The 24616-nt window shown below is 32.1% G+C and carries 39 protein-coding genes; 8 read left to right on the top strand and 31 right to left on the bottom strand.

Going from position 1 to position 24616, the window contains the following annotated elements; translation table 11 throughout:
* Positions 1-8: 8 nt before the first annotated feature.
* The 14 genes from KKI44_RS10530 to KKI44_RS10465 form a co-directional block, all read right to left on the bottom strand.
* The gene (locus KKI44_RS10530) at positions 9-419 is read right to left on the bottom strand and encodes a hypothetical protein (RefSeq protein WP_214590956.1); all 411 of its coding nucleotides are present in this window, start codon (positions 417-419) and stop codon (positions 9-11) included.
* Positions 416-967, bottom strand: coding sequence for a bifunctional (p)ppGpp synthetase/guanosine-3',5'-bis(diphosphate) 3'-pyrophosphohydrolase (locus tag KKI44_RS10525; RefSeq protein WP_214590955.1), 552 nt, complete (start codon positions 965-967; stop codon positions 416-418). Before KKI44_RS10525 ends, KKI44_RS10530 begins: the two co-directional genes overlap by 4 nt.
* Positions 968-1027: 60 nt before the next feature.
* Positions 1028-1387: a hypothetical protein gene (locus KKI44_RS10520; protein ID WP_214590954.1), complete on the bottom strand. Its 360-nt coding sequence runs from the start codon at positions 1385-1387 to the stop codon at positions 1028-1030.
* A 7-nt stretch (positions 1388-1394) separates the two neighbouring features.
* Complete coding sequence (locus KKI44_RS10515; RefSeq protein WP_214590953.1) at positions 1395-2276, bottom strand: hypothetical protein; 882 nt, start codon at positions 2274-2276, stop codon at positions 1395-1397.
* Positions 2277-2410: 134 nt separating this feature from the next.
* Positions 2411-3256 carry a metallophosphoesterase gene (locus KKI44_RS10510; protein ID WP_214590952.1) on the bottom strand — a complete coding sequence of 282 codons (846 nt, stop codon included), beginning with the start codon at positions 3254-3256 and terminating at the stop codon, positions 2411-2413.
* 227 nt (positions 3257-3483) lie between these two features.
* A complete protein-coding gene (locus tag KKI44_RS10505) occupies positions 3484-4041 on the bottom strand; it encodes a hypothetical protein (RefSeq protein ID WP_214590951.1) in 558 nt (185 codons plus the stop codon).
* A 50-nt stretch (positions 4042-4091) separates the two neighbouring features.
* Entirely contained in the window at positions 4092-4397 is a 306-nt protein-coding gene (locus KKI44_RS10500; protein WP_214590950.1) for a hypothetical protein, read from the bottom strand.
* Positions 4398-4425: 28 nt separating this feature from the next.
* Entirely contained in the window at positions 4426-5169 is a 744-nt protein-coding gene (locus tag KKI44_RS10495; RefSeq protein ID WP_214590949.1) for a hypothetical protein, read from the bottom strand.
* 34 nt (positions 5170-5203) lie between these two features.
* On the bottom strand, positions 5204-5737 hold the full coding sequence (locus tag KKI44_RS10490) for a hypothetical protein (protein WP_214590948.1): 534 nt from the start codon (positions 5735-5737) through the stop codon (positions 5204-5206).
* Positions 5738-6154: 417 nt separating this feature from the next.
* On the bottom strand, positions 6155-6679 hold the full coding sequence (locus tag KKI44_RS10485) for a hypothetical protein (protein ID WP_214590947.1): 525 nt from the start codon (positions 6677-6679) through the stop codon (positions 6155-6157).
* Positions 6676-7137 (bottom strand): DinB family protein, encoded by a 462-nt coding sequence (locus KKI44_RS10480; protein ID WP_214590946.1) that lies wholly within the window; start codon positions 7135-7137, stop codon positions 6676-6678. The genes KKI44_RS10485 and KKI44_RS10480 overlap by 4 nt, the downstream gene beginning before the upstream one ends.
* A gap of 16 nt (positions 7138-7153) precedes the next feature.
* Positions 7154-7756 (bottom strand): short chain dehydrogenase, encoded by a 603-nt coding sequence (locus KKI44_RS10475; RefSeq protein WP_214590945.1) that lies wholly within the window; start codon positions 7754-7756, stop codon positions 7154-7156.
* Positions 7757-8125: 369 nt separating this feature from the next.
* Positions 8126-8548, bottom strand: coding sequence for a hypothetical protein (locus KKI44_RS10470; RefSeq protein ID WP_214590944.1), 423 nt, complete (start codon positions 8546-8548; stop codon positions 8126-8128).
* 136 nt (positions 8549-8684) lie between these two features.
* Positions 8685-8864 (bottom strand): SymE family type I addiction module toxin, encoded by a 180-nt coding sequence (locus tag KKI44_RS10465; RefSeq protein WP_214590943.1) that lies wholly within the window; start codon positions 8862-8864, stop codon positions 8685-8687.
* A 93-nt stretch (positions 8865-8957) separates the two neighbouring features.
* Between KKI44_RS10465 and KKI44_RS10460 the strand changes: the two genes are divergently transcribed.
* On the top strand, positions 8958-9176 hold the full coding sequence (locus KKI44_RS10460) for a helix-turn-helix domain-containing protein (RefSeq protein WP_076390764.1): 219 nt from the start codon (positions 8958-8960) through the stop codon (positions 9174-9176).
* 57 nt (positions 9177-9233) lie between these two features.
* Here KKI44_RS10460 and KKI44_RS10455 read toward each other — a convergent pair whose 3' ends face one another.
* The 6 genes from KKI44_RS10455 to KKI44_RS10430 form a co-directional block, all read right to left on the bottom strand.
* Entirely contained in the window at positions 9234-9728 is a 495-nt protein-coding gene (locus KKI44_RS10455) for a hypothetical protein (protein WP_214590942.1), read from the bottom strand.
* Positions 9729-9795: 67 nt separating this feature from the next.
* Complete coding sequence (locus tag KKI44_RS10450; protein WP_214590941.1) at positions 9796-10704, bottom strand: hypothetical protein; 909 nt, start codon at positions 10702-10704, stop codon at positions 9796-9798.
* Positions 10705-10755: 51 nt separating this feature from the next.
* On the bottom strand, positions 10756-11478 hold the full coding sequence (locus KKI44_RS10445) for a TauD/TfdA family dioxygenase (RefSeq protein ID WP_214590940.1): 723 nt from the start codon (positions 11476-11478) through the stop codon (positions 10756-10758).
* Positions 11453-11779: a hypothetical protein gene (locus tag KKI44_RS10440; RefSeq protein WP_214590939.1), complete on the bottom strand. Its 327-nt coding sequence runs from the start codon at positions 11777-11779 to the stop codon at positions 11453-11455. The genes KKI44_RS10445 and KKI44_RS10440 overlap by 26 nt, the downstream gene beginning before the upstream one ends.
* 63 nt (positions 11780-11842) lie before the next feature.
* Positions 11843-11983, bottom strand: a complete 141-nt coding sequence (locus KKI44_RS10435) for a hypothetical protein (RefSeq protein WP_214590938.1) — start codon at positions 11981-11983, stop codon at positions 11843-11845.
* Positions 11984-12366: 383 nt separating this feature from the next.
* Positions 12367-12546, bottom strand: coding sequence for a SymE family type I addiction module toxin (locus KKI44_RS10430; RefSeq protein ID WP_214590937.1), 180 nt, complete (start codon positions 12544-12546; stop codon positions 12367-12369).
* Positions 12547-12854: 308 nt separating this feature from the next.
* Here KKI44_RS10430 and KKI44_RS10425 point away from each other — a divergent pair, with 308 nt between their 5' ends.
* Positions 12855-13112 (top strand): hypothetical protein, encoded by a 258-nt coding sequence (locus KKI44_RS10425; RefSeq protein WP_214590936.1) that lies wholly within the window; start codon positions 12855-12857, stop codon positions 13110-13112.
* Positions 13113-13456: 344 nt separating this feature from the next.
* On the opposite strand, the gene KKI44_RS10420 is transcribed toward KKI44_RS10425, so the two are convergent.
* Positions 13457-13975 carry a hypothetical protein gene (locus KKI44_RS10420; protein ID WP_214590935.1) on the bottom strand — a complete coding sequence of 173 codons (519 nt, stop codon included), beginning with the start codon at positions 13973-13975 and terminating at the stop codon, positions 13457-13459.
* 214 nt (positions 13976-14189) lie between these two features.
* On the opposite strand from KKI44_RS10420, the gene KKI44_RS10415 reads away from it, so the two are divergent.
* On the top strand, positions 14190-15032 hold the full coding sequence (locus tag KKI44_RS10415) for a tyrosine-type recombinase/integrase (RefSeq protein ID WP_214590934.1): 843 nt from the start codon (positions 14190-14192) through the stop codon (positions 15030-15032).
* 93 nt (positions 15033-15125) lie between these two features.
* Here KKI44_RS10415 and KKI44_RS10410 read toward each other — a convergent pair whose 3' ends face one another.
* From KKI44_RS10410 to KKI44_RS10390, 5 genes are all read right to left on the bottom strand, one after another.
* Positions 15126-15950 carry a hypothetical protein gene (locus KKI44_RS10410; protein ID WP_214590933.1) on the bottom strand — a complete coding sequence of 275 codons (825 nt, stop codon included), beginning with the start codon at positions 15948-15950 and terminating at the stop codon, positions 15126-15128.
* A gap of 84 nt (positions 15951-16034) precedes the next feature.
* Complete coding sequence (locus KKI44_RS10405; RefSeq protein WP_214590932.1) at positions 16035-16457, bottom strand: arsenate reductase ArsC; 423 nt, start codon at positions 16455-16457, stop codon at positions 16035-16037.
* Positions 16458-16578: 121 nt separating this feature from the next.
* Entirely contained in the window at positions 16579-17115 is a 537-nt protein-coding gene (locus tag KKI44_RS10400; protein WP_250902197.1) for a DUF6428 family protein, read from the bottom strand.
* Positions 17116-17132: 17 nt separating this feature from the next.
* Entirely contained in the window at positions 17133-17465 is a 333-nt protein-coding gene (locus tag KKI44_RS10395; protein WP_214590931.1) for an ArsR/SmtB family transcription factor, read from the bottom strand.
* A 419-nt stretch (positions 17466-17884) separates the two neighbouring features.
* The gene (locus KKI44_RS10390) at positions 17885-18064 is read right to left on the bottom strand and encodes a SymE family type I addiction module toxin (protein ID WP_214590930.1); all 180 of its coding nucleotides are present in this window, start codon (positions 18062-18064) and stop codon (positions 17885-17887) included.
* Positions 18065-18188: 124 nt separating this feature from the next.
* Here KKI44_RS10390 and KKI44_RS10385 point away from each other — a divergent pair, with 124 nt between their 5' ends.
* The 5 genes from KKI44_RS10385 to KKI44_RS10365 all read left to right on the top strand — a co-directional run bounded on the left by KKI44_RS10385 (position 18189) and on the right by KKI44_RS10365 (position 19653).
* Positions 18189-18434, top strand: coding sequence for a helix-turn-helix domain-containing protein (locus KKI44_RS10385; RefSeq protein WP_214590929.1), 246 nt, complete (start codon positions 18189-18191; stop codon positions 18432-18434).
* A 77-nt stretch (positions 18435-18511) separates the two neighbouring features.
* Entirely contained in the window at positions 18512-18745 is a 234-nt protein-coding gene (locus KKI44_RS10380) for a helix-turn-helix domain-containing protein (RefSeq protein WP_214590928.1), read from the top strand.
* A 5-nt stretch (positions 18746-18750) separates the two neighbouring features.
* Positions 18751-19071, top strand: coding sequence for a helix-turn-helix domain-containing protein (locus KKI44_RS10375; protein WP_250902196.1), 321 nt, complete (start codon positions 18751-18753; stop codon positions 19069-19071).
* 42 nt (positions 19072-19113) lie between these two features.
* Complete coding sequence (locus KKI44_RS10370; RefSeq protein WP_214590927.1) at positions 19114-19374, top strand: helix-turn-helix domain-containing protein; 261 nt, start codon at positions 19114-19116, stop codon at positions 19372-19374.
* A gap of 54 nt (positions 19375-19428) precedes the next feature.
* Positions 19429-19653, top strand: a complete 225-nt coding sequence (locus KKI44_RS10365) for a helix-turn-helix domain-containing protein (RefSeq protein ID WP_214590926.1) — start codon at positions 19429-19431, stop codon at positions 19651-19653.
* Between the two features lie 154 nt (positions 19654-19807).
* On the opposite strand, the gene KKI44_RS10360 is transcribed toward KKI44_RS10365, so the two are convergent.
* From KKI44_RS10360 to KKI44_RS10340, 5 genes are all read right to left on the bottom strand, one after another.
* A complete protein-coding gene (locus KKI44_RS10360; RefSeq protein ID WP_214590925.1) occupies positions 19808-21250 on the bottom strand; it encodes a S41 family peptidase in 1443 nt (480 codons plus the stop codon).
* Between the two features lie 121 nt (positions 21251-21371).
* Positions 21372-21875: an SMI1/KNR4 family protein gene (locus KKI44_RS10355; protein ID WP_214590924.1), complete on the bottom strand. Its 504-nt coding sequence runs from the start codon at positions 21873-21875 to the stop codon at positions 21372-21374.
* Positions 21876-22082: 207 nt separating this feature from the next.
* Positions 22083-22523, bottom strand: a complete 441-nt coding sequence (locus KKI44_RS10350; RefSeq protein ID WP_214590923.1) for a hypothetical protein — start codon at positions 22521-22523, stop codon at positions 22083-22085.
* Between the two features lie 83 nt (positions 22524-22606).
* Positions 22607-23674: a serine hydrolase domain-containing protein gene (locus KKI44_RS10345; protein WP_214590922.1), complete on the bottom strand. Its 1068-nt coding sequence runs from the start codon at positions 23672-23674 to the stop codon at positions 22607-22609.
* Positions 23675-23735: 61 nt separating this feature from the next.
* Positions 23736-24419 carry an HNH endonuclease gene (locus KKI44_RS10340; protein ID WP_214590921.1) on the bottom strand — a complete coding sequence of 228 codons (684 nt, stop codon included), beginning with the start codon at positions 24417-24419 and terminating at the stop codon, positions 23736-23738.
* Positions 24420-24616 lie beyond the last annotated feature (197 nt).

The raw sequence follows: 24616 nt of genomic DNA, 5'->3' as shown, positions 1-24616 counted from the left end.
TAAGAAGGCTAATACATAAAAACATCTAAATAATCCTTTAATGTTGTGCTATGACCAATTACCTCGTTTATAAGCTCTTTAATTTTCTGTATCAGTTCAGATTCGTTTGTGTTTTCATCGATGTCTATCAGTTTTAATGTAATTTGAGATTCATCATCTTTTAAATTGATTTTGATAGATCTTCCGTCAAGAATCGTTATTCTTTTGGGAACAGAAGGGTTTCTGTAACATTCTTTTATAAGATTTGTGATCTCAAAAAGCTTTTCTGTTTCGATAATTTTTCCACTCCAGACTTTACCATTGTGATCTTTGAAATATTGTGATTTGGATGCAATAATTAAAAGGGTATAAAAATTTTCGTTTTTCTTGATTTCAATATCAAATTGTCCTGCAAGAGTATGTGTTTCAATCTTAATCATTTATTTTTATAAGCCTCTATTTTTTCGTATAATCTTTTAGCCAAGTATTCATTACCTTCTTTCAGATGCTCATAGATAACTTTGGCTTCTTCAAGGTATTTCTTTTTCTTTGATTCGTTCCAGAAATAGGGTGGAGCATATAAATTACAAATTCTGTCTGCCATTTTAACGGCCCAGACTTCTTTGGGCTGTTGCTTTATTCGGTTTAAGCTGTCGATCATTTGATGTTCCTTTGCTAGTTCCGTATTTTTTGTGAGAGCAAGAACACCTTCTTTCACTTGTTTGCCATATTCTTTTTCGAGATCTTCGACTGGGAAATCTGTATCTTCTATGGTGTCATGCAAAAACGCACATTTGATGGCAAGATCAAAATTAAAATCAGGAGTATTTTTAGAAGCATTGATGATTTCAAATACCACACTTCCGATGTGATTGATGTATTCTATTTTTTGGTTTTTGTTTTGTCCGCCGTATGTTTGTCCGTTGTGCAGAATGCTTACTTTCTGCCATATATCCTGTAAATCGTCTATTGTAAAGTTTTTGTTCATTTTTTGTGATTGTTTATATGTAGATTTTATTTAGATAGAGCTGATTTTTCCAATTAAATTTTATTCTATCACCAGTTTTAAATAAGTAATTCCGTCTTTTCCGATATATTCGGAATTATATACTCTCTTTCCGATAATTGATTGAATGGCGTTCTGAACATCTGCTAATTCTCCTGCTAATTCAAGACTGATATTTTTTGAGCTGTAAAAAGCATCTTCATCAAGAAAATCAGAAACGTGCAGGTAAAATTTATCTAAAACATCTTCAAGCGGATATTGAGAATCTTCCTCTTCTTCCAGTTCGAAATTGATTGCAAAAACATAGATGTCCTCTTCTGTGTTTTTATAGATTTTATCTTCAATAAGTTCATATTGAGAATTTCTGTGCTTCTCCAGATCAATTAGTTGTATGTTTTTCATTTATGATTTAATATTGTGGTTTTTTAAAAATATCTTCAGGCTTAATATTTTCATCAGCAAAAAAATCTATGATTTTATTATAATCTTTTGTTGCTGATTCTTCAAATTCTTTTAAAAATTCATGCAGTGTTTCTGTTCGATTATTTGGTAATTTCAACTCAGAGCTTCTGTGTTCAACCGAAAAAAATGTAGCCAGTAGAAATTCCATGTAAATAACAAAGTCACAATAGGTAAGATCATTATAAGATGCACTGTGGTCTTCACCTAAAATAATGCTGAGATTGGGATCATCTTTTGATAAAACAACAGCTGTATCGTTATAATAATTGAAATAGTCTAAAAAGCACATTTGTAAACCTTCCTCCTTATTTAGCCCTTCATTATATCCTGCATAATCAAAATCAGATTCAATAGAGTATTTATAAGGATCTATAAATGCCTGAAGAGGAATCAGAGCACAGAAACCTTCAAAATCGGCTCTAGCATCTTCTCCAGGGGTTGCCGAAAAGAAAGATTCAATATTTTTATCTTTTGTGTGGATGTTTTCCAAACCGGAAGAATGCAGATTGGAATGCCATATGATATTCAGTCCGTTACTGATTTTGTAAAATGCTCTAATATAGCTGTTAAATTTAAATTTTTTATCAAAATCGTATTTTATTTCATTGATGGCTTCATGATTATCTTCAAATTCATAATCATCAATAACAGTTTGTACAACATTGTTTAACATTGACGTAATTTCCTCTTCAATTTGATCTATTTCGGAATCATTTAATCCTTTATACTGAATGCTTACGACCTTATCCACCGAAGAATGTACATTAAGAATTTTAAGTTTTTCTTCTAATGTTAAGAAATAATTATTTGCCCATTCTGTTGCGTTCATTTTTATAATTTGTTTAATTATGGGGTTTGGGTTTGATTAGATTTCTATTTCAATTTCAGCTTCATTCATCACAGCTTCTGTACTGTTTGAAAATCTTTCCATTTTGTTTTAATTGAACTAATTTTTATACTCTTTTACTGAGACTTCCAGTTAAATTTTGTCATTTTATTTGTCAGCTTCTGATCAACAACTTCAATGCTTAATTCTTCTTTTTCTTTTGTGAGAATAATCATACAGCCGTTTTCTAATATTCCGTCTTCGTTGAATTCCAGTTCCTTTATTTTAATAGACTGTGTGATGCAGTTGGAATCTATTTCCTCTTTAAAAGGCTCTCCCGTATGTCCGTAAAAATGATATTGGAAAATTACATTGTCCAGCACTTGTCTTATTTCAGTCATTCCGTAACCGCTTTGGCTGTCGTCTTTGTCGTGAGTAATCAGGACATCAAAAGTATTTTTAGTTTTTAACAGTTTTCTGATTTCCTTTCTTTCGTAATCCTGAATAAAGCGCTTTTCGGATCTGTCTTTTCGGTCTCCGATTCTTCCGATTCCAACAAACTGTAAAACTTCATCTTCCGATTCCAATGTTTGTTCTAAACCAGATTTGCAGACGAAAACTCTTCCGTAGATATCGATAGGAAATATGCTTTTGTCAGGATTTTCTTTTTCAAGTTCATCTAAAAAATCGTGGTCTTCATGATTTCCGCGAACGCAGATCATGTTAATATTAAGCTCATTCAAAAATGCCCTGATCTCGGGATTTTCTTTTTTGAAATCATCATGAAAACCGAGTTCGTCTCTGTCGTATTGTGCGTGGTTTATCGTTGCTTTATCAAGGTTTTCGATGTTTGGATAGGCTCCCATGTCTCCGCACTGTAAGATAAAATCAATTTTGCAGCCCGTTTCTTTCTGGTAAAGATCAACAAGTTTGAAAGGTAACAGAATTTTACCGTGAATGTCTGAGAAAAGAGCAATTTTCATATTTGAGTTTGGTTATTTTATTTTCGGATATCAGTTTTTTAGCATTTTAGAAACTAATATGGAAAACAAATATATCGAAAACAATTAAAGGAAAAACAGTTTTTGCGATTTCCATTTATTCTGATATAAAAAATCCCGAACCTAAAGTCCGGGATTCTGTATTGTTTACTCTGAAACTTTCACAGAACTAAGAGCTGATGAAAATACTCTTTTTAGAACTTTTATAATTATTTTGCTACCGTTGCTTTTGCAGCTTCATACATTACTCTTATATCTTCATCGGTATACTTTGTAAATTTATCGGGTGATATATCATAAGTAATACCATCAGAGATCATAATGGCATTATCTCCGGCTTTTACTCCATAAGTAAATGATAGACCGCCTACTGTACTTCTGTTCAGGAAACCGTTTTTATCTTCTGCTTCAAATTTTACAAAGCCAGGATTCATTTCTTTATCACTTGCTAATGTTTTAATATCTGCTACTTTCTCGGCAATATTGCTGTATTTTTCATCTTCATTAAATGGATTTGAAAAATCTTGTTTAGAAAAGGTCATTTTGAAAAATTTTCCTCCATAAACAGCAATATCTTTTCCATCCTGAATTATTCTGGCTCCTTTTGGAGCTTTGGTAATTACATTATACCCTTTGCTGCTTAAGTCAAGATCTACAAGATCTGATGTTTTGAAATGATTTTCATTAATGCTTTTTTTAGAAGTTTGTGCCTGAAACATCGTAAAGGAGAATCCGAAAATCAGTAAAAGTAAATTAATTTTTTTCATTGTATAAGTTTTATAGAATTTCAACAAAATCTTGTTAAAAACTTTATCATTTAAATTTTAAAGAGGTTCATGGAAATGATAAATCCTACAACTCCTGCAACCAGCCAAGCTATTTTGTGACTTTTCGGAGCTTCATTTATCCATACTTTTGGATCTTTAGTCTTATTCCTGCTTTCAGCTGTTGTAATGTCCCCACCGGGAAAAAATAACATGGCAATTCCAATTAAAACAAAAACCGGCGCTGCTATTACAAACTTAAAAACCGATCCTGTGGTTTGCATCATTTCATATCCCATGTAAGTAACATAACCTCCTCCCAGAATAGCAAGAATTCCAAATAATCTTCCTAATTTCATACTCTATTTTTTATTAATATCTGCTTTATTATCTGTAATGAGGCTTTACTACAATGCTTGTAATTTTCCCATTTTCCCAGGTTGTATACACTTTTGCTATGTTTTTAATAATATCGGTTACTTTAAAGATATATAGCTTTCCATCCGGGGAAAAGTAATTTACTTCAGCTTTCATGCTCAAACGGTTAACAGGCAAATCTCCCTCGTCTTTCGTGATCGAAAGAACGTCTTTACCATCTTTTACATATGGAGCAAAAGCATTTAAAAGATTTATTTCTTTAGCAAAAGAGTCTACTATTTTCTGAGCTTCGGGAGAAATTGCAGTAGTAGATTTTGTAATTTTTGGATTCGTCAAAACAAATTGCGATTCTGATGGATCTGTAATCACTAATTTATCAATCGAGCTGTTGTCATCAATCAGGAAGTAATCATCGGTAAATCCTTTGTCGATATCATGTTCGTAATCTGACAAAGATAAATCGTCATCATATTTTACCTCCACATCTTTATTGAAAGCTTTTATGAAGATCATTTCATTTTTAGGATTTTTCACTTCTGCATAAACATACTTTTTTCCATTGGGAGCAAAAAGCAGGGTAGAATCTTTGTCGTTTCTGAGAATTTTGCTTTCTTCTACTTTTAAAACGGTAATGGGATTTTCATACACTTTGAATTCTTTTCCCATTTCTATGTTTTGAGGTTTTTCTCCACAAGAGATAAGCATTAAGGAAACAGCAAAAAAAGATGCTGCTAAAATTGATTTATTTTTCATGTTATTAATTTTAAGAATATTTGTTTATGATATTTTAAAAGGCTTCTCCTTCTTCTTTCTTTGATCCGTTGTATTCAATTAAAGTCGTAACCGCTTTTTTTAATCTTTCTACCAAAATCTGATCCGGGGTAAAATTGAACGGAGCTGAATAGTCATTATAGTTAGGACCGCTTATGGAAAATACCTGATTCTGTGTAGCATTCTTTTCACCATCACAAATAACTGATAGGCAGCCTTTTCCTGTTACATAGAAATCGTCTGAATATTCAGAATTCATTCCTGTAATTTTATTAAGGTCAATCGTTGTTGTGCAGAAGTTGTTTTCTCTTTCATATGGCTTTTTATAGACAAATTTTCCGTCGGAATAAGAAACAAATGTTCTGTATGATCCTAGGTTTTCCTTCATTTTTCCGGCTATCCAATCCATTGTTTCCTGCTTGCTTGGTTTTGAAGATTTGCTTTCTGTAGAAGGCTTTGTAGCTTTTGCAGGTGCTTTTTTCTGAGCATTTGCATTCATGCTTGCAACTGTTAGTAATAATACAACTGCAAACTTTAATTGTTTGGTCATTATGTTTTATTTAAATGTTGGTCTTTTTAAGAATTTAAAATTCTGACTTTGTGTTTTTTAATCTTTTAACGGATCTTTTTTATAAAGGATATGACTGACTGTAAGCGGTAGATTTTAAATGAAATTTTTCTTGTGTCTTTAAGTGTTAAAATATAGAATAACACTTTTACAAATAAAAAGTAATTTTTGTGGTATAATTTAAATATTTCAACGGTTTTTAGTTTTTGATTTCGGCAAATATAGAATTTACTTTACAAATCCGCAAATTGAATAAGTGGAAATCAGGTTAATTTCCAACGTTAAATTCAGCTATTTATAATTTTAAATAATGCTTATTTATTCATTTTCAATTCTATAAGTTCTTGGGTGTGGTAGGTTTTATTTTCCAGATTAAATCTTATAATTAATCCATATTCCTCAAAATTCTTTAGAAAAACCATTCTGTATCATTGCAATCGCCAAATCTTCTTTGTTTAAAATCATTGAATACCAAAAACCTTTTCCCCAGATTTTGTTTCCGGAAAATTCTTCGGTATATTTTGAACTTAACAGGACAGAAGAGGTTTTGCTTTTCAGTCTTGAAATTTTCTGATTGAGTACTTTTATATTCGAAAGCACGACTATTTCAACTTTTGATTCATTAATATGAAGCGCTTTAATTTCAAGTCCGTCAATTACTCTGTCGCTGTTTTCTCTGCAAAGTTCATGAATATCAAGCCGCAATTGGTTTATAGATTTTTCCTGTAAAAGAATCCTGTTGTTTTGTGGTGTTTTATTGATATATTCATCGGGTAAATTGTGGGATAATGTGCAGCTTATATTCTGGTGGCGTAATTTCGAGTAAGTATCAGTAAGTTTTTTCCAACAGCCGTTTCTATCCCAAACAGGATATTCATTATAAGTTGTCCAGATAATGTGGAAGAGTTGATTGTTATTCGTCATTTACTCTTCAAAATATCATTAATTATTTCCACATGATGATTCGTGTGTATTTCCAGAAATTTAATTGCCTTTTTCAGTTTTAAATCTCCGAAAAAAGGATGATTAAAATATTTATCAGGATTAAGATTTTCCAGTTGCCTGATTTTCGTTTTGGTGAATTGCAAATGCTGCTCCAAAGTCTGCTCATCATAATGTCCCGGAGTCACTACTTTTGGGGATTTTGCGCGACCTCGCGGAATTTTATTCAAAGCAAAAACCATAATTTTCGAAAGCTTAAAGCTCCATTTATAATTTTTGGGATCAGATTTTTCTATGTTTTCAATGATGGCATTAATTGTCAGCAGAATATGTTCGATTTGCCATCCTACAGTTGATTTCGAAATTTCAGGATTTGAAACAGCGTGTTTTGAGATTTTTTCTTCGAGATCATTTAAATATTTCGGCAGTTTATTCATCATTCAACCTTATATTTTTTTAGTTATAAATTCTGATGACTTCGCCGTTTCCTTTTCCGTTTACGCTTCTTACGTAACCATTGATGACTTTTTTCATGGGAATAGGGTTGTGTCCCGGAAAATAATCTCTGTATTTTTCATAAGCGTCTTCCACCATTCCGGAAGAGACAACGTTCAGTCTGATTCCGTTTTCCAGTTCCAGCGCTGCCGCCTGTACAAAGCTGTGAATTCCGCCGTTCACCATTGCTGCACTTGCAGTCTGAACAACCGGATCATCCGCTAAAATTCCTGTAGATAAGGTGATAGAACCATTGGAATTCAGATAATCTTTTCCGATACGGACGAGATTAACCTGTCCCATCAGTTTGTTTTTCAGTCCGATATAATAATCTTCTTCGGTAAGGTCTTTGAAATCAGCCCATTTTGCTTCACCGGCGATACAGATGATGGCATCCAGTTTTCCTGTTTTTTCGAACATTTCTTTAATGGAATCGCTGTCTGCAATATCCACCGTTACATCTCCGGAATTTCTTCCAGCAATTACAACTTCGTTGTTCTCTTTAAAATGTGCTGCTACTGTTTTTCCGATGGTTCCGTTACCGCCAATGATGAGTATTTTCATGCTGTGATGTTTATTGATGATGAATAATTTCCTGAAATTTCAGATATAATCAAAGGTACGGAAAGTATTTAACCAAAAAGAGTGCAAAATTTGAGTTTTTTATGATTGAATTTTATAATTAAATGTTGCGAATAACAAATACATCATATCATATTTATAACTCATCAACGGTAATAATCAGTTTATTTTTCTTTTGCTGAATATTCACCATTTTTCCTTTTCAGAAGCCTATTTTATCGAGCCATTTTCCTCTGATGCGGATTTCGGGATAATTTTTTTAATGCATATCTGAAGATATAATCTGTTATCAAATATAAAAAAACCGCTCTACCTTTTGTAGAGCGGGTATCTATTAAGTTTGATAATCAATTATCTTCTGATTAATGTTCTTCCTGAAATGTTTTCATCGTAATTGCTGATGAAAATATCAATTTTCGATTCATCAAGTTTTCCGTTTACAATAACTTCATTTTTAAGTAATAATTTTAAAGCTTTCCTGATATCTCCACCGGAAATTTCAAGATTTTTCCCCACGGTTAAAAATCTTATGATAACGTAATCATCAGATAGTTCCATATGAGTTCCGCCATTATTGGATATTAGGGAAAGGAAAGGCTTAGTTGAATCTAAAGGAGATATATCGTAACCCGCAGCACCAAACGTTCCGGCTCTTTCGGTATTAAAAGCCTCTTTGCCGTCGATTAGTACTTTGTCTTTCTTGAATTTAATATCCTGTGCAAAGGAAACTATCGGGAACAAAAGGAGGTAAAGAAAAATGTAATGTTTTTTCATGGCTGAATAATATAAGGGTTTTTAATAATTTAAGGATTCAAATATATGTATTCCTTTGAATAAAAGAAAGACATTTTTAAAGGCAAAGTGCTCCAAAGTTTATTAAAATGATAATGATCTAAGAATTTATGCATGCTCAATTATCCACCGTAATAATCAGTTTATTTTTCTTTTGCTGAATATTCACCATTTTTCCTTTTCCGAAGCCCAGTTCATCAAGCCATTTTCCTCTGAGGCGGATTTCCGGAACGATGATCAGTCGGTTGCTGCTTTTCTGAAATCTTGAGTGTATTTTAAGTTTTCTTGAATTCATCATTGTCGTATTTTTATATGACAAAAATATAAAAAAAATCAATTTGTCAACTTTTTGTATGACAATTTTGTAAGCGAATTAGCTGACATTTGAATTATGACCAGAGAACAGCTAAAGACAGAATTGGGTAAAAGAATTATTAGACTTCGCGAACAAAAGGGTTGGAGCCAGTCGGATTTTGCCCGTGCCTGTAATAAAGACCGACAGGCAATTGAAAAATTGGAAAACGGAAAAGTAAATCCTACACTTTATACTTTGCTGGAATTGGCTATTGCTTTGGAAGTTTCTTTGTCTGAACTGGTGGATTTAAAATGATATATTATTTCACCCGATGTCGCGGATTTCAAATCCGCGACATCGGGTTATCAGGATTTAGATCTCTGATATTTTTGTTTCAGTATTTCTATACTTTTCTTTTAAGGTGTTAATTCTCTGTTCAAAGTACTTATGATTTTCTTCAATTTCTCCGGGGTAAAAATTCAGCCAGCGATTGTGCTCTCTATACGCTTTCTGTCCATCAATAAGTTGTTGTTTTCTTTTGGATTCGTTGGGTACTAAAATATTGTCGATGATTAATTCGTACGGCTTTAACATTTCAGACAAGGTATCAAAATCTTCCAGATTCGATCTTGTGTTGTAAATTACAATATTATCTTCCGAGCTGATAATCATTTTAGAAAGGTATTCAAGTTTATTCAGCTCTGAATCTTTTAAAGGATCATAATTATTTTTTTGAAGAACGTCGGAAAAATCCACAATTTTAAAATGTGCAAATTCAGAATTTCTTATATCAGATTCGTCAATCCTATACGTTAAAATTACTTTTATTTTCTTTTCTGGTTTTGATAAAATTTGTCTGAAATTCATAGTCCTGTTTTTTTGTTTTACTAAAAATATAAAGCAATTTTCACAAATGTTTCATTTCAACCCGTTATTACTTCCAAAATTCCCACCATTTCTTTGGAGTTCTGATTTCAGATTCTGGTTTTGTTGTATTTTCAGCCTTATTTACAGAAGAAATTTCCACTGCCTTCAGATAAATACTTTTATACTCTTCATCCGTTAATTCATCCACCACATATTGTTTCTCATCTACTAAATGAAATTTTTCAGTTGCCAGTAATTTTATTTTATCATACGGAATTTTAATTCTGGATTCTCCGTCTGATAAAACTACTTCATCTGCTTTGCTTAAAAACTGATTTCCATTTTGGTATAAAAGAACAAGCTCCTTATCTTCACCCGTATCTTTATCTGTAAATCTTATAATACTTGGAATGTGGTATTTTTCTCTGTCCCAAAATTGTGTGCTGCTGATATAGCTTACTAACCCTTCGTAATAAGATTTCTCGTAACCTGCATCCAGCTTTTTATGAATATCGGGACCAACCAGATAACTCATATAACAGCATGCTATTTCTAACGTATCTCCATCATTACCGATTTTGTCTAAGAAAATACTTACTCCCAGATATTTTTCTTCTTCTATCCAGTTCTTATCATAATGGTTTCTAAAGGTAACTATGTCAATAGGAGTTTCTCTGTCTTCTGGTAATATTTCAGCCTCTGTAAGTTTGGAAAGGGCTTCAACAATAAGTAATGCAATTTCAAAATCGGTTTCACTGGCAATTACATTCAGGCTTACGGAATAGTTTTGTTCGCGATGGCTTAAATTTACGCCGCGTGTAGATTTGTTTTTAATAAAAGCTTTGTAATTATTTTCCCCAATATAATCATCAATGTCTTCTAAGTGACCAAATTCTATATTTTCAAGAGGTAACTCGTTGATTAATTGTCTATACGTGATTTCTTTTTCTGATTGGATAGTGAAATAAAAACTCATGGATCTGTAATTTTATTAGTTTTTTAAAAGATTGTGGAAGCAAAATTTTCTTTAGGAAAAATTAGCAATTGAGAATCTGATTCTTTTCAGCAGTCTTTGGGAGTTGATGTTAATTTTCTCTCTTCCATGTAGCAACAGATCATTTCTGAATAAGATTAAATCACCTTTTTCCAGTTTAATGCTAAAGGAAAAACGTTTGAAAAGTGCATCCAGTTTATTTAATTCTTCAATTTCGTCAGGATTTAATTTCGAAAAGGATTCCATAGTAATTCTGTCATAACAGATTGTATACCTTCCATTTTCTATTTGCAAAATACTTCTCTGCCGATTTCTGAATTTCCATTTTTTTTCTGAAAGTTTCTGTACTTCATCTTGCGGTAAATGATCCAGTAACGTATGAAGAAACATAAACTTACTGGTGCCTTCATTATGATCTGCAGGTTCTGCACACAGCAAACCTATAACGTTCGGAATTACATCAAAATCGGCACAATCTGTATGTAAAGGAAATTCTAAGTTAGAATTTGCAATGGATGTGAAGAAATTATTAAGACGGGCTATTTTTACATCAAAAACCGCTTTACCATTATTATTTCGTCTTTCATTTATGGCAATTCCCAATCTGCTGATGAATGTTTCCAGTTCTTCATCATCTAACGGAAAGTCTTTTATTATAACTAAATTTCTTCCTTGCTGTAAATTTTTCTTGATTTCCTGATCATTGAGAAGGTCTTCTCTCCATCTGTAATTAATTAACAAGTTTTGTGCTTCCATCTATAAATAAATGTAATGCTCCGTCCTGCCCGTGTTTAGGGAAACCAGAAATCTTTTCTTCCAGATCCGTAATCATAGTGTACTCGTTAAATTCTTTTTTTTCAATGAAATAATATGTACACGATATTTTCTCTGTCAGATGCTCCCACTTTAGTTCAAAATTAGTAGGAATGTGTAAAAGTTCGTGAATTTTTGAAATGAGTTCGCCAATGGAGGAGGAATTTTCATCAATATCTATGTCCAGAATTTTGGGAAATTTTTCATGTTCAAATGAAAGTAGGGTTTCTAATTCGATTTTCATCCGTATTTAGTTTTTTAATATAAGGAGCCAAATATAAGAATTTTAATTTTCAAAAAGCAAAAGTTAGCTCCAAAAAGTATAAAGATTACAGTTTTTCAAATTGAATTTTATTGATAATTCATCCACCGTAATGATGATCTTGTTTTTCTTCTGCTGAATATTCACCGATATAGCAGATTTGCAGTCCGTGACTTTAATTTCCATATTGTAAAATCAAGGATTACAAATCCGCGCTATCGTCATCTCCGTTAGTTCCAAACAAGGTTGTTTTAGATTTCCGGAGTACTCCGGAGGTCTTGCGCAACTTGCGGGAAACCAAACACGGTCGCAGGAGATTACAAACAAGGTTGTTTTAAACTTCCGGAGTACTCCGGAGATCTTGCGCAACTTGCGGGAAACCAAACACGGTCGCAGGAGATTACAAACAAGGTTGTTTTAAACTTCCGGAGTACTCCGGAGGTCTTGCACAATCTGCGGGAAATCAAATGCAGTTGCAGGAGTTTACAAACAGGGCTGTTTTACATTTCCTGCAAACGCAGGAAGTCTCGCGCAGTCTGCGGGAAACGAAATGCATTTTTCAGATTTTGCTAGTTCGCAACAGTAATGGTGAGTTTCTTTTTCTTTTGCTGGATGTGTATAGTTTTTCCTTTTCCGACACCCAGTTCATCAAGCCATTTTCCTCTGAGCCTTATTTCCGGAACGATGATGCGTTTGTTGCTGCTTTTCTGAAATCTTGAATGGATTTTAAGTTTTCTTGAATTCATCATGGTGTTTTTGTTATCTGATAAATTTGTTTTTGGTTATTTGTTTTTACATTTTTCTGGCTGTACAGGAGGAAGCTGTAAAAATACCTGAACTTCCTGCCTATACAAACCAAGGGTATATGATAAATTGTGTTTTATCTCTAAATAAGCAATTTATTACGGCATTTAATGATTTTATATTTCATCAAACGTAATAAACTTCTTCTAATCAATTAATTGTTCGGCAAATGTAATAAAAATACTTTTGTATTACCGAATTCAGTAATGGTAATTTATACTAATAATTTCAATTTGCACAAAAGAGTGCAGTTATGAATGAATTTAAGACCGATGAAATCAAAAAACTGGTTTCAGAAAAAATAAAAGAAATAAAAGGAGAGATTCCATATTCTAAGATTTCTGAAAAGTGCAATGTTACAGCGGCAAGAATTAGTGATGTTGCCAATAACAAAATCGATTGTCAGCTCAGTACTTTCATTGAAATTGCTACCGGATTAAGAATACATCCAAAAGAATTATTTGATATTGTTTTTGATTTTGAAGAGTATTATTCCGAATTGGATAAATAATCCCGATGTCGCGGATTTATAATCCATGCTTTTACAATATGGAAATTAAAATCACGGATTGCAAATCCGCGCTATCGGGTTGTCTTGTCCATATACCATCCCAGTCAATGTCAACAGGGTGGCAATAAGCGTTATTTTGATGTTTGACATAATTATCTGATTTTTTTTGGTGTTCTTATTCTTAAGCATTGAGCATAACGTTTCGGTGACTTTACGAAGGTGGAGAATTTTTTTGTAGTAAAGTTTAATAGAACTACTGAGATTGAGCTCTGCTCAAATTTTTCTCAGAAGTACGTCAGTCACCATATTACCTAAGCGTCGTAATTTTTTGTCAAGTGAAGTGATTAGCCATTCACGCCAATTAGGCATGAACCATTCTTTTTAAGCCAAATCCCAATTTGGCAACCCAAAAATGTATTTCCAGACATAAATATTCCTCCAATTTTCAATTCATTTCCAGTCGTGTCAATAAGGTTTGGAGATGGTGAAGCTGAACATTTTACGAAATAGCCATCAGGTGTATAGAGTTCCGCATTCGTTTTAAAAGCATCACCTGTTTGTTGTTGTATCTCAAACAAGATTTGTTTGTCCATTGTACATACCCACAAATTGTGATGCTTTTCAATTTTTAAACCTGCTTTTTCACCGTCTTTGGTTAAGTACATTCTAGTTCCTTTTACTTTAGCTAAATAAGTCCCGTCTTGATGGTATATTGGAATTTGTGTTGTAAATCCAATACCTTCTTCCTTAATAACTTCAATCATATTGGTGTCTTCGTATTTTAAAATAACAGGAACATTTATAAACTTGTTAGTTGCTATTGTTACTTGTGGTGAATTTTGAAAGATTAATGAGTTTTCCATATTGTTTTATTTTAATGTTTGTCTTAGTATAATCGCTGACATTTAAATTTACGCATTGCGCAAATACAAGATTTATAACATGCGTCCATTCATTTTATAATCAATACAATAATATTGGTTAAATTGCTGATTTAAAAGCTTGTAAAGTGTATTTTTCTGAGGTTTTATTTTTTTTGTATGGGTGAAGTTTTATATATTTGATGAAAACTTAACCATGGAAATTATTTCGCTTGTAAATTCTTACAAAGAGAAATTAATTATTCAAAGATACAGTTCATCGTCTGTAAAAAACTATTCAAGTGCTCTTCAGAATTTTTTGAGTATGGCTTCTCAAAAGTATACAGATCCGCTTGATATTTCTTTAGAAGATGTTGAAAAATTTATCTTTTGGAAAATTAATAAACATCATATTTCTGCATCGCATCAAAGCATTATTCTTTCGAGTATTGCTAAATTTTACAAATTATTATTTGGTAAGGATATCAATCTTAAACATCTGTATCCTAAAAGAAGAGAAACAAAGTTGCCTAAATTTCTTACCCGCAACGAAGTAAAAAAGATCCTTGAATGTACCGAGAATATAAAGCATAAAGCTCTCCTTACTACAATCTATTCGTGTGGTCTGAGATTAAGTGAAGTTCTGGAACTGAAAATATCGGATATAAAATCTCAGGAATCTGTTCTTTTAATCAGACAGGGAAAAGGGAAGAAGGACAGATTCGTAAACCTCTCTCCCAAATTGCTCGAATTATTGAGAGTTTATTTTAAAATCTATCAGCCGAAAACGTATTTGTTTGAAGGTCAAAATACAGAACAATACTCAAAAAGAAGTGTGCAGCAGGTATTTAAAAACTCATTGAAAAAGGCAAACATCAGTTCTCCCGCAACTGTTCATACACTGCGCCATTCTTACGCAATGCATCTTTTGGAAAACGGTACAGATATCAGAATAATTAAAGAACTTTTAGGGCATAATGATATTAAAACCACAGAAATTTACACCCATATTACAGATATTTCCAAAAGTAAAGTCAAAAGTCCTTTAGATTATTTGTAAAAAAACTTCACAAAATCAGTGTAATTCTCGCGATGTCACGGATTTGTAATTTTCATATTGTAAATCACGGATTGCAAATCCGCGCTATCGAGTTTAATAAGTTGATTTATACTCTTCTCTGGGGGGAATTTCTTTCCATTTTTTATTTTTATATTGATAGACTTTATATTTATTATCTTGAAATTCTCCCGATTCGTCTTGATTATACTTGAATCTAACAATAACAATTTTATCTTTTATATTTTTAAAAGAAATAAATATGGATTGATAATTTTCTGCTTTCCCCTGAATTTTTCTTAAGATTAACTCACTTTTTTCTTCTTTGTTAGAAAAGTAATAAAATGGTAAGATATCTTCAGTTTTACTTCCATTTGGGTTTTTATATTTTTCAATAAACAATCCTTTAGATTCTTTCTTTGCTGTTAGTATTATATCTTTAGAATTGTCATAATAATACGGTTTAATTTTTTCTTCAAAAGTCTGGTAAGGTTTATCGTCAGTTATAAAACTATCCACGTAACCCAAATAAGGAATCAAATTAATATTGTATTTGCTCAGGATGTATTTTATTGTTTTCTCTGTCCAAAAATGAGTTTGGTTATATGCGGGGCATATGGTCTTGTAAGCACAAAAATGAATGGAGAACAGGTCGTCATCGATATAATGATCACAATAGCCATTATAATAGAAAATTATATTTTTACTTTTTAAATTTTTAAACCCTATATCTTTAATGATTTTCTTATTGAGTTTTGAATAGTCTAAATTTTTAAAATTTGTAATTAACTCATTACTCAATTTCATTTTATTATCATATACAGCTGTTGCTAAAGAATCTCTAATTTTAACTCTATTAATGTCTTGAGATTTAAAATTAGATAAAAAAAGCAATAAAAATATTAAATATATTTTTTTCATTCTTTCATTTAAACATTTTCTCCCGATGTCGCAGATTTGCAATCTGTAACTTTAATTTCCATATTGTAAAATCGCGAAACCGGGCTATAAATTGTCTGCGATAAACTGTTGGCAATAGTCTTTTATTTGTTGTCTTACTTTTCTAAACTCCTCTTTAATTTCTTCTTCTTTTCCGGTAACCTTTGCCGGATCTGGAAAGTTTTGATGAAATTTTTTTGCCTTGCTCGGAAAATAGGGACAACGTTCTTTTGCGTTGTCACAAACTGTAATTACAAAATCAAACTCAATGTCGGAATATTCTTTAATGTTGTTTGAAGTGTGTTTTGAAATATCAATGTTATCTTCCTGCATTGTGGCAATAGCTTTGGGGTTTACCCCGTGTGTTTCAACCCCCGCACTGTAAATATCTGCTTTATTATTTGCAAAATATCTGAGATATCCTTCTGCAATTTGGCTTCTGCAACTATTGCCCGTGCAAAGCACCAGAATTTTCTTTTTATATGTCATACGAATAACCAAATGATGTTTATGATGAAAAATTTCGGATCAAAACCGAATATGAGCTGTAACACAATAACCGAAGTTGTTATAATAATTGGTTTTTTGTGTTTTATGAAAAAAGATTTCATCAGCAGCAAACATTTTTGTCGGAACTTACAGTTTCATCAACATTGGCGTTACAGCCGCAATTATTTTTAACGTTTTCCGATGAAACGGTACAGCAAGCCGATTGCGTTGTAAGATCAGATAAATTTACTTTTTGTTTTTCCTGCGGAATACCACATTTGTCATTTGCCAGACAAGCCGTTGTTTTGTTTTGCAAAATAAAATTTACCCCGTCAAAAGCCAGCCCGTATTTTCCGATTGTATTGCTTTGATATTCAACTTCAATTTCAGTATCTTCAATGTTCAATTGCTTTTCCGAAAGCTCGATGATGTTTAAAAGCTTTATGGGTTTCAAACGATGTTCGAGGTCGTTTGCATTCCACAACTGAAAGTTTACCATTTTTTCTTGGCGTATTGTTCCGCCGCAATCGATGAAGTTTTTAGTAACCATTCCGATTTCGGTAACGTGAAAATGTTCAGGAACGAAAGCTCCGTTTTCCAATTTAAACGTAACATTGTCTAATGTAGGCAAAAGTGCTTTTACTTGTGATAATTTCATTTTTATTTGTTTTTAGTTCAACAGCAGTTGTTTTTCTTGTTAGAAAGTTTTATTGAAATGTTGGCGAAATAATTTTGCAACTTCTCGATAGCTTCTTCTTCAATGCAATAACAGATTGAATTTCCCTCAATGCTACCTTTTATCAGCCCTGCATTTTTGAGTTCTTTCAGATGTTGTGAAACAGTAGGCTGTGCAAGTGGCAGTTCGTTTACAATATCACCACAAATACAAGTATCAACTTTCATTAAATATTCTATAATTGCCACCCTTGCAGGATGCCCCAACGCTTTTAAAAGTGTTGCAACCGTATTTTGTTGGTCTGTAAAATGGTCTGTTTTAGTTGCTCCCATTTTTTTTCTTTAATTTTATATTGCAATATTACGATATAGATTTTAAACTTACAAACTTTTATTTTTTTTCTTGTAAGAATAAAAACAACCGATGTCACAATCTGTAACTTTAATTTCTATATTGTAAAATCAAGGATTACAAATCCGCGCTATCGTCATCTCCGTTAGTTTCAAACAAGGTTGTTTTACATTTCCGGAGTACTCCGGAGATCTTGCGCAACTTGCGGGAAACCAAATACGGTTGCAGGAGATTCCAAACAGGGTTGTTTTACATTTCCGGAGTACTCCGGAAGTCTTGCGCAACTTGCGGGAAAGCAAATGCAGTTGCAGGAGATTACAAACAGGGTTGTTTTACATTTCCTGCAAACGCAGGAAGTCTCACGCAGTCTGCGGGAAACGAAATGCATTTTCAGATTATACTAGTTCGCAACAGTAATGGTGAGCTTCTTTTTCTTTTGCTGGATGTGTATAGTTTTTCCTTTTCCGAAACCCAGTTCATCAAGCCATTTTCCTCTGAGGCGGATTTCCGGAACGATAATAAGTTGATTGCTGCTTTTCTGAAATCTTGAATGGATTTTAAGTTTTCTTGAATTCATCATTTTTATTTCAAAGATATAAAAAATATTTTTAAAAGACACTAATATGATCCATCTTTTTAATGGTAACATAAATGGTGGTTATTTATAAGATTTGTAAAAATTATTAATTATACAATTTACAAATATGGCAAATGGGTTTTCTAAAGAGGCTGTGTTAAAAAATCTAGGTAAAAGAATTAAAGAGATAAGAATAGCTAAGGGATACACAAGCTATGAGTATTTTGCTTACGAACATAATATTTCACGCGCTCAGTTTGGAAGATATGAAAGAGGAGAAGATTTAAGATTTAGCACACTGGCAAAAATAGTTCAGGCTTTTAATATGAGTTTAGAAGAATTTTTTGCTGAAGGATTTGATGATAAATTTTAAAAAGTTTAAAATTTATCCAGATGGGGATGAGTTGGCTGTATTTTTCTAAAATCTCAAATGTGTGTAAACTTTTACAAATGGACGTTTTACAAGATGAAATACTAAAAAAATTTGGAGAACACGTTAAAAATTTAAGGCTCAAATCTGGACTTACCCAAGATGATGTTGTTCTTAACAGCTCCAAAATTACTAAGGCTACAATAAGTGATATAGAAAATGGAAAAAGAAACTTTGCATTTACTACATTAATTGATCTGGCGAAAGGTCTGAATGTATCGCCTAAAGATTTATTAGATATTAATTTTGATTAAAAAAGTTGGAAACTTTATGGATAGCTATGTCAACATTTATGCATGATTCTTTAGACGAAATAGAACGATATATAATTTCAAAGGTGAAAGAAATAAGAGAACAACGAGGGATTAGTCAAACTTCTCTTTCTTTGGCTATCGGCAAGAGTACGAGTTATATTTCAGACATTGAAGCCCACTCCAAAACCGCTAAATATAATATTAAAAGTTTAAATTTAATATCAAAAGCTTTGGGTTGCTCTCCCAAAGACTTTTGGCCTGATCAGCCAATTTTAGATAATAAATATGAATTTGTAAAAGAAATCGAAATAAAGAGAAAATCTTAACAACAGCTTTAAATTTCAAAATTGCTGTTAATTCTAAAAATAATGGATAGTAAAGACGTTTTAAAATTGTATATGGAGAGTTTTTCTGAACATCTCAAGGAGATTAGGAATGAGAAATACAATTCTATGGACGCTGTTGCTCAAAATTCCGTTTTCGATTCCAGTAATTATAATAAGTTTGAAAACGGTAAAGGAAATCCAACCATTGAAACTATTCTTAAAATGGCTTCAGCCTTTAAAATTCCGCCAAAAGAATTATTCGATTTTGACTTCGATATAGAAAAATATAAAATTGATGAATAAATTCTGAGAACAGTTGGAAACTTTCTAAATCACAACGTTAACATTTACAATGGAATGGATAGAATTGAATTTCGGATAGCTTTTGGGAAAAGAATTGAAAAATTTAGAAAAAAATTGGGATTAAGCTATCGGGAATTAGCTCAAAAATGCGATGTCGACCATAGTAATATTAGCAAAATTGAAAAAGGAGAAGTTGATGTTAGAATTTCTACCATACAGGAATTAGCGAAAGGCTTAGAAGTACATCCGCAAGAATTGTTTGATTTTGAAGTAGGGTAGAGGTTTTTAGCTAATAGAATAACGTTTTTGGGTTTGTCGAAGGTGGAGGCTAGAAGGGACTAAAGCTCAAATTTAGTACAAATACTAATAAAAATACAAATGTTCAGTCTATCACTAAAGCCCGCTTTTGGCAATACCCTTGTTGGGCGTTCGTTCATTTATTCTCTTCAATTAGTTTTATTACATAATCCATTTGTCTGTCAAATTTTGTTTTTAAGTCATTTGGTTTTATTTGTATTTCAATATCTGGTTTTATTCCTTTTGGGTCATATTGAAAATTGGGTGTCTTCATTTTGTATTGAAAAGTAGGTATCCAAACTAATGTTTTTGAATAAGGCAAAACAAAGGCTTGCCCACCTGAATTACTATAATTACTTCCTTGCGAATATTCACCGTAAAATTTTCCAATTTTATATTCTCTCATTAGTGCTAATAAATGTCCTGTGGTTGAAAAACATCCACCATTAATTAGAACACTTATTTTACCTTTATAATAATTTGGTTTGTTCTGCTGTTGTTCAAACCACCAATAATCCGCAGCATCTGTTGCTGTATAGCAATTCAGTTCGTATTTTTGTTTTGTTTCGTTCAAATTTATTTCCTCAATATTTTCAGGATATTGAGCAAAGTGTTTCCATTCTTTTACCGTATTATATTTTGCTCCCACATAGTCAAAATAGTAAAATGTTTTATCTGTCAGGTATGAAAAAAGGTAGTTTGCCATTTCTGCTGCTCCACCACTATTATCTCGTAAATCAATTATTAAATTTCCAGTTTTTAAACTTTCTAACTGTGTAAAAAAATCATCTAATTGTTTTTCTGCAATTTTTCTATCTTTTTCATTATAGCCATTTTCAAATGAATGAAGTTTTAGAATTGCCAAATTATTAGTTCTAAATTCAGTTGTTAAAGGTTCAATTTTTTCAGAAATGTTTTGGGTATGGGTTTCAAAAGTTATTCCGTTGAGTTTTTGTTTTTTCTTATGATTATTTTGGTCTAAATATTCTATTTCAAATTGGTTGGTTTGATTTAAAACAAAATAGTAAAAAGGGAAGTTTTTGAATCGAGTATTCAATCCTGTTTCATTTCTGCCTTCAAGGTGAATAAATTTTTCAATCTCTTTCACTACAGATTTTATCTCTTTTCCATTTATTTTTAACACTTGCAAACCAATAAAATCTTTGTTGGTATCTGTGGTTTTACCTAAATAATAATTGTCATTAATCTTATAAATACTGAATGGAAATACTAATCTTTCTTTAAGCAAAGAAATAATTTGAGCTCTATCAACTGCTGTATGTCCGTCTTTAATTTTTGCCATTAAAGTTGCTGTCAATTTGTAATATTCAATAATAGATAAATCTGTTTTGATGCTCTTTTTTAATGATAAATAAGTTTTGTTAAATTCATTTTTTGTACAGAACATAAACTGTCCTGGATGGATAGTATTTGTCAAATTATAAAGTTCAGAAAATTCAACAAGGATGCTGTCTTTTTTCAATGTTTTATCAAACAATAGATTTTCTGTCTTTGTGTTTTGTGCAAAAACAGAATTAATTATAAAAAATAGTAAAGGCAGTAATAATTTTAAATTCATCGTTTTTTTTCTTTATAATACGGTCTTTTTTGAATGACATCCGATGTCGCGGATTTGTAATCAGTGATTTTAATTTTTATATTGTGAAAGTATAGATTGCAAATCCGCGACATCTGGTTTTTTATTTTCCCCATTCTACTGGGTCAAATGGTTCAAAATCTCTTTCCACAAAAGGTTCTGTCAAAATGCCTGTCGAACATAGCCAAGTTATCATTTCGTCTAATGTTTTTCCAATTTTGTAAATTTTTTCGCTATGTCTTGGTAAAATATAATAGTAGCTTTTATAAAGTATGAGTTCATCCCCGTCAAATGTATCGCCAACCCGTACTGAATTTAATACTTCATCTTTTGTCAAAATGTCTTTCCCCTCGTCCCAAAACCAATACTCCGTTATTCTGTTTTTCCATTTTGATAATGTATTCATAATCCTTTTTGGTAAGTACATTCTTATATAGGTTCCACCAAGAATTCCATTACCAAATGTCAAAACATAATCTTTATAATCGTCATCAAATTCGATAGCTAAAGTTTTTTCACATAGTTCGATTTCTTGTTCTGTAGCTAAGAACAGGTCTGTTTTATTGGTATTATAATTTGGTATAATTCTGTAATTTTCAAAATTCATATTTGTCAGCTATATTTTTATTTGTTTACTTTGTTAAATTCTGTAACATAGTCAAAACCAAGACCGATGTCCGATGTCGCGGATTTGTAATCCTTGATTTTAATTTTTATATTGTGAAAGTATAGTTTGCAAATTTTTACGAAAGATATTCTTGGTAGGTAAATGTCACGGATTGCAAATCCGCGACATCTGATAACTTTTCATTCCTCAATTTATACCTCTCGGTAGTACAATTGTCTCAAGTAATTTCAATGCATCTTCAATAATGAGTGGGCTTGTACTTTCTTTAGGTTTCCAATCTTTTTGAAGAAAATATCTGGTGAGTTCTTCTATAACAGCAGGACGATTTAAATTGATGTCAATCGTTTGTTGCTGATCATGTAAATACGGCTCATTTTTAGATAACCAAATCACTCCATCATCAGGATAACCTACACACCATTTTTCTTTTTCAATATCCGTTTTGATAGTTAAATTATCTTCTTCTCTAAATAATAGTTGAAGAGGTGAGTCTTTGTATCCTTCAAGATAAATTACAACTTTTTCAACGCATTTAGAATGCTTGAATTCTGTCAAATGAAGATGATTCCTCTTCCATAAATAGATCTCATTCTCTATTTTTATTTTTCTTAATTTATTTTTTGCCATTCGATGAATCGGCTTTGTTTCGGATTAAATTTTAGTCTCAGAGCTTCAATTGTTGCAAGGCTCTCATCTTCAACAAAAAAATTCTAGCTCCCATAGTTTTCCTTCAGCTTTCTCATTAAAAGTCTCACGCCCTGTTGTGTATCCGGATTAAAAGAGTTGGTTAAAATAATATATGCTTTGTGCTTTAGTCTGTCGATATGAACAAGGCTGTAATACGTTCCTGCTGTACCGGAATGGGTAGAAAGTTCCTTTCCGTTCTCGTAAATATTAAACCATCCGATCGAATAATTCGGAATTCCTTTGTGGATAAAAGTATACGTTTTGGCTTTCAGGTAATTGTTTTTTCCTTCAAGCCCCTGAATATTAAGCTGAATGAATTTGATGTAATCTTTCAGTTTTATATTGATATCTCCCGAAGGTTCTGTATAATCCAGATGATAATCAAATGTGGAAGGAACAGGCTGTAGTTTGCCATCTTCCGTAAAATGTCCCCAAGTGTCTTTCTGCTTCTGATTTTCCGGCCATGATAATTGTACGTTTAGCTTTAAATCTTTATTGAAGACCAGATCAACAAGCTGTTCCCAACTTTTGCCCGTTACTTTTTCTGCCATTAATGTTGCCAGAGTATATCCTGCATTGGAATAGATAAACGGATGCTGTTCGTCTGTTTTCAAAGGTTCCAGCGTCAGTACAAACTCTCCGAACTGTTTTCTTTTTTCCTGATGCGTTCCTTTAAAATTCGGAATTTTGGGATCGTCTTCTCCCTGAAACGGCTGAATTCCTGCTTTATGAGAAAGGAGATCCTGCAAGGTAATATTGGCGTATTCGGGTTTGCTTTTCGGCTTCCATTCGGGAAACAGATCGAAAAATTTAGTCGTCCATTTTAATTTTCCGTTTTCCACATATTTGGCAATCATAAATGCAGTCATTGCTTTGGTGTTGGAACCAATGTGGAATCTGTCGTTTAAAGTTGCCGTGTCCGGAAGATCAACTGAATGTTTTCCTAATGCCGCGATTTCCAGTGTAGATTTGCTGTCGATGACTGCGTAGCTTATTTCCGGAATGTGATAAGCTTTCCGGATTGAATCCGCAAAATGAACGGTTTTCTGACCAAAACAGATTGCACACAGCGCCATCAATAAGATTGTCATTAATTTTCTCATATGTTTTTTTGATCGTTTTTTGATGATTTATTAAAGTTTTGCTGAGGTTTCATTCTTTAAACTTATTAATTTTTAATTTAAGTTTAGACTTATCTGGATATTTATTAATGTCCGTTGGTAGTTTTATAAATTCAACTAAAATTCCAATATCACCATAGTATTTTACACTGTAATCATCAAGAATCTGTAAAAGCCCACGGTCAAATGCTATTTCGTGATTAACACATAAACAAATACCATTATTGATTTCATCATTTCCGCCATCCCTGACATCAACAATGTGAGCTGCTCTAAGTAATCTCTCATCTTTTATGTTACAAACGGCACAATTATTATTATATGCTTGAAGTACATTTTTTCTAAATTTTGCTTGTTTTCTAACTGGCTTTAAAACTTCTGTTTCTTGCCATTCGCGATGATTAGGATAAGGTCTATCATTTATTTTTATATCGAAAGTGTCATTATCAAAGAATATTATTGAAGGAAGTGATTCGTATCTGGTTATACTGACGTCAAGTAGTAAGATTTCATTACTTGGTGTTTTAATAAATAATCTTAATTCGTTTTTTTTGTGATAATGAAATCTTGTTACATAATAAATAAAATCTAAAGGAAATTTCTCTAAAAGTTCAGGATCAATACAATAATCTCTTTTTTCCCGATGAGCAGCAATGTTTGCTTCGCGAAGTAATCCTTTTGAAAGGAACTTTATTTCTGTAATAATTTCTGGCATATTAAATTTTATACTAACTTCAAATGAAAAGGTTTCACGATATATCAAGCTTTATACATCTTGTCGCGATTTTTGATCAATATTAACAATGGTTATGTTTCTATTTTATTCTTTAAGCTTTGCTTTAATACTGCTTTTTACTTATGTACTAAAGATGATAAATATAAAAAATAATCCGGCTCGGTTGGGAGACGGAT

Source organism: Chryseobacterium sp. ZHDP1 (assembly GCF_018603435.1).
GTDB classification, from domain to species: Bacteria; Bacteroidota; Bacteroidia; order Flavobacteriales; family Weeksellaceae; genus Chryseobacterium; species Chryseobacterium indicum.
Note: the sequence above shows the minus strand (reverse complement) of the source record. Positions and strands in the feature narration are given on the sequence as shown.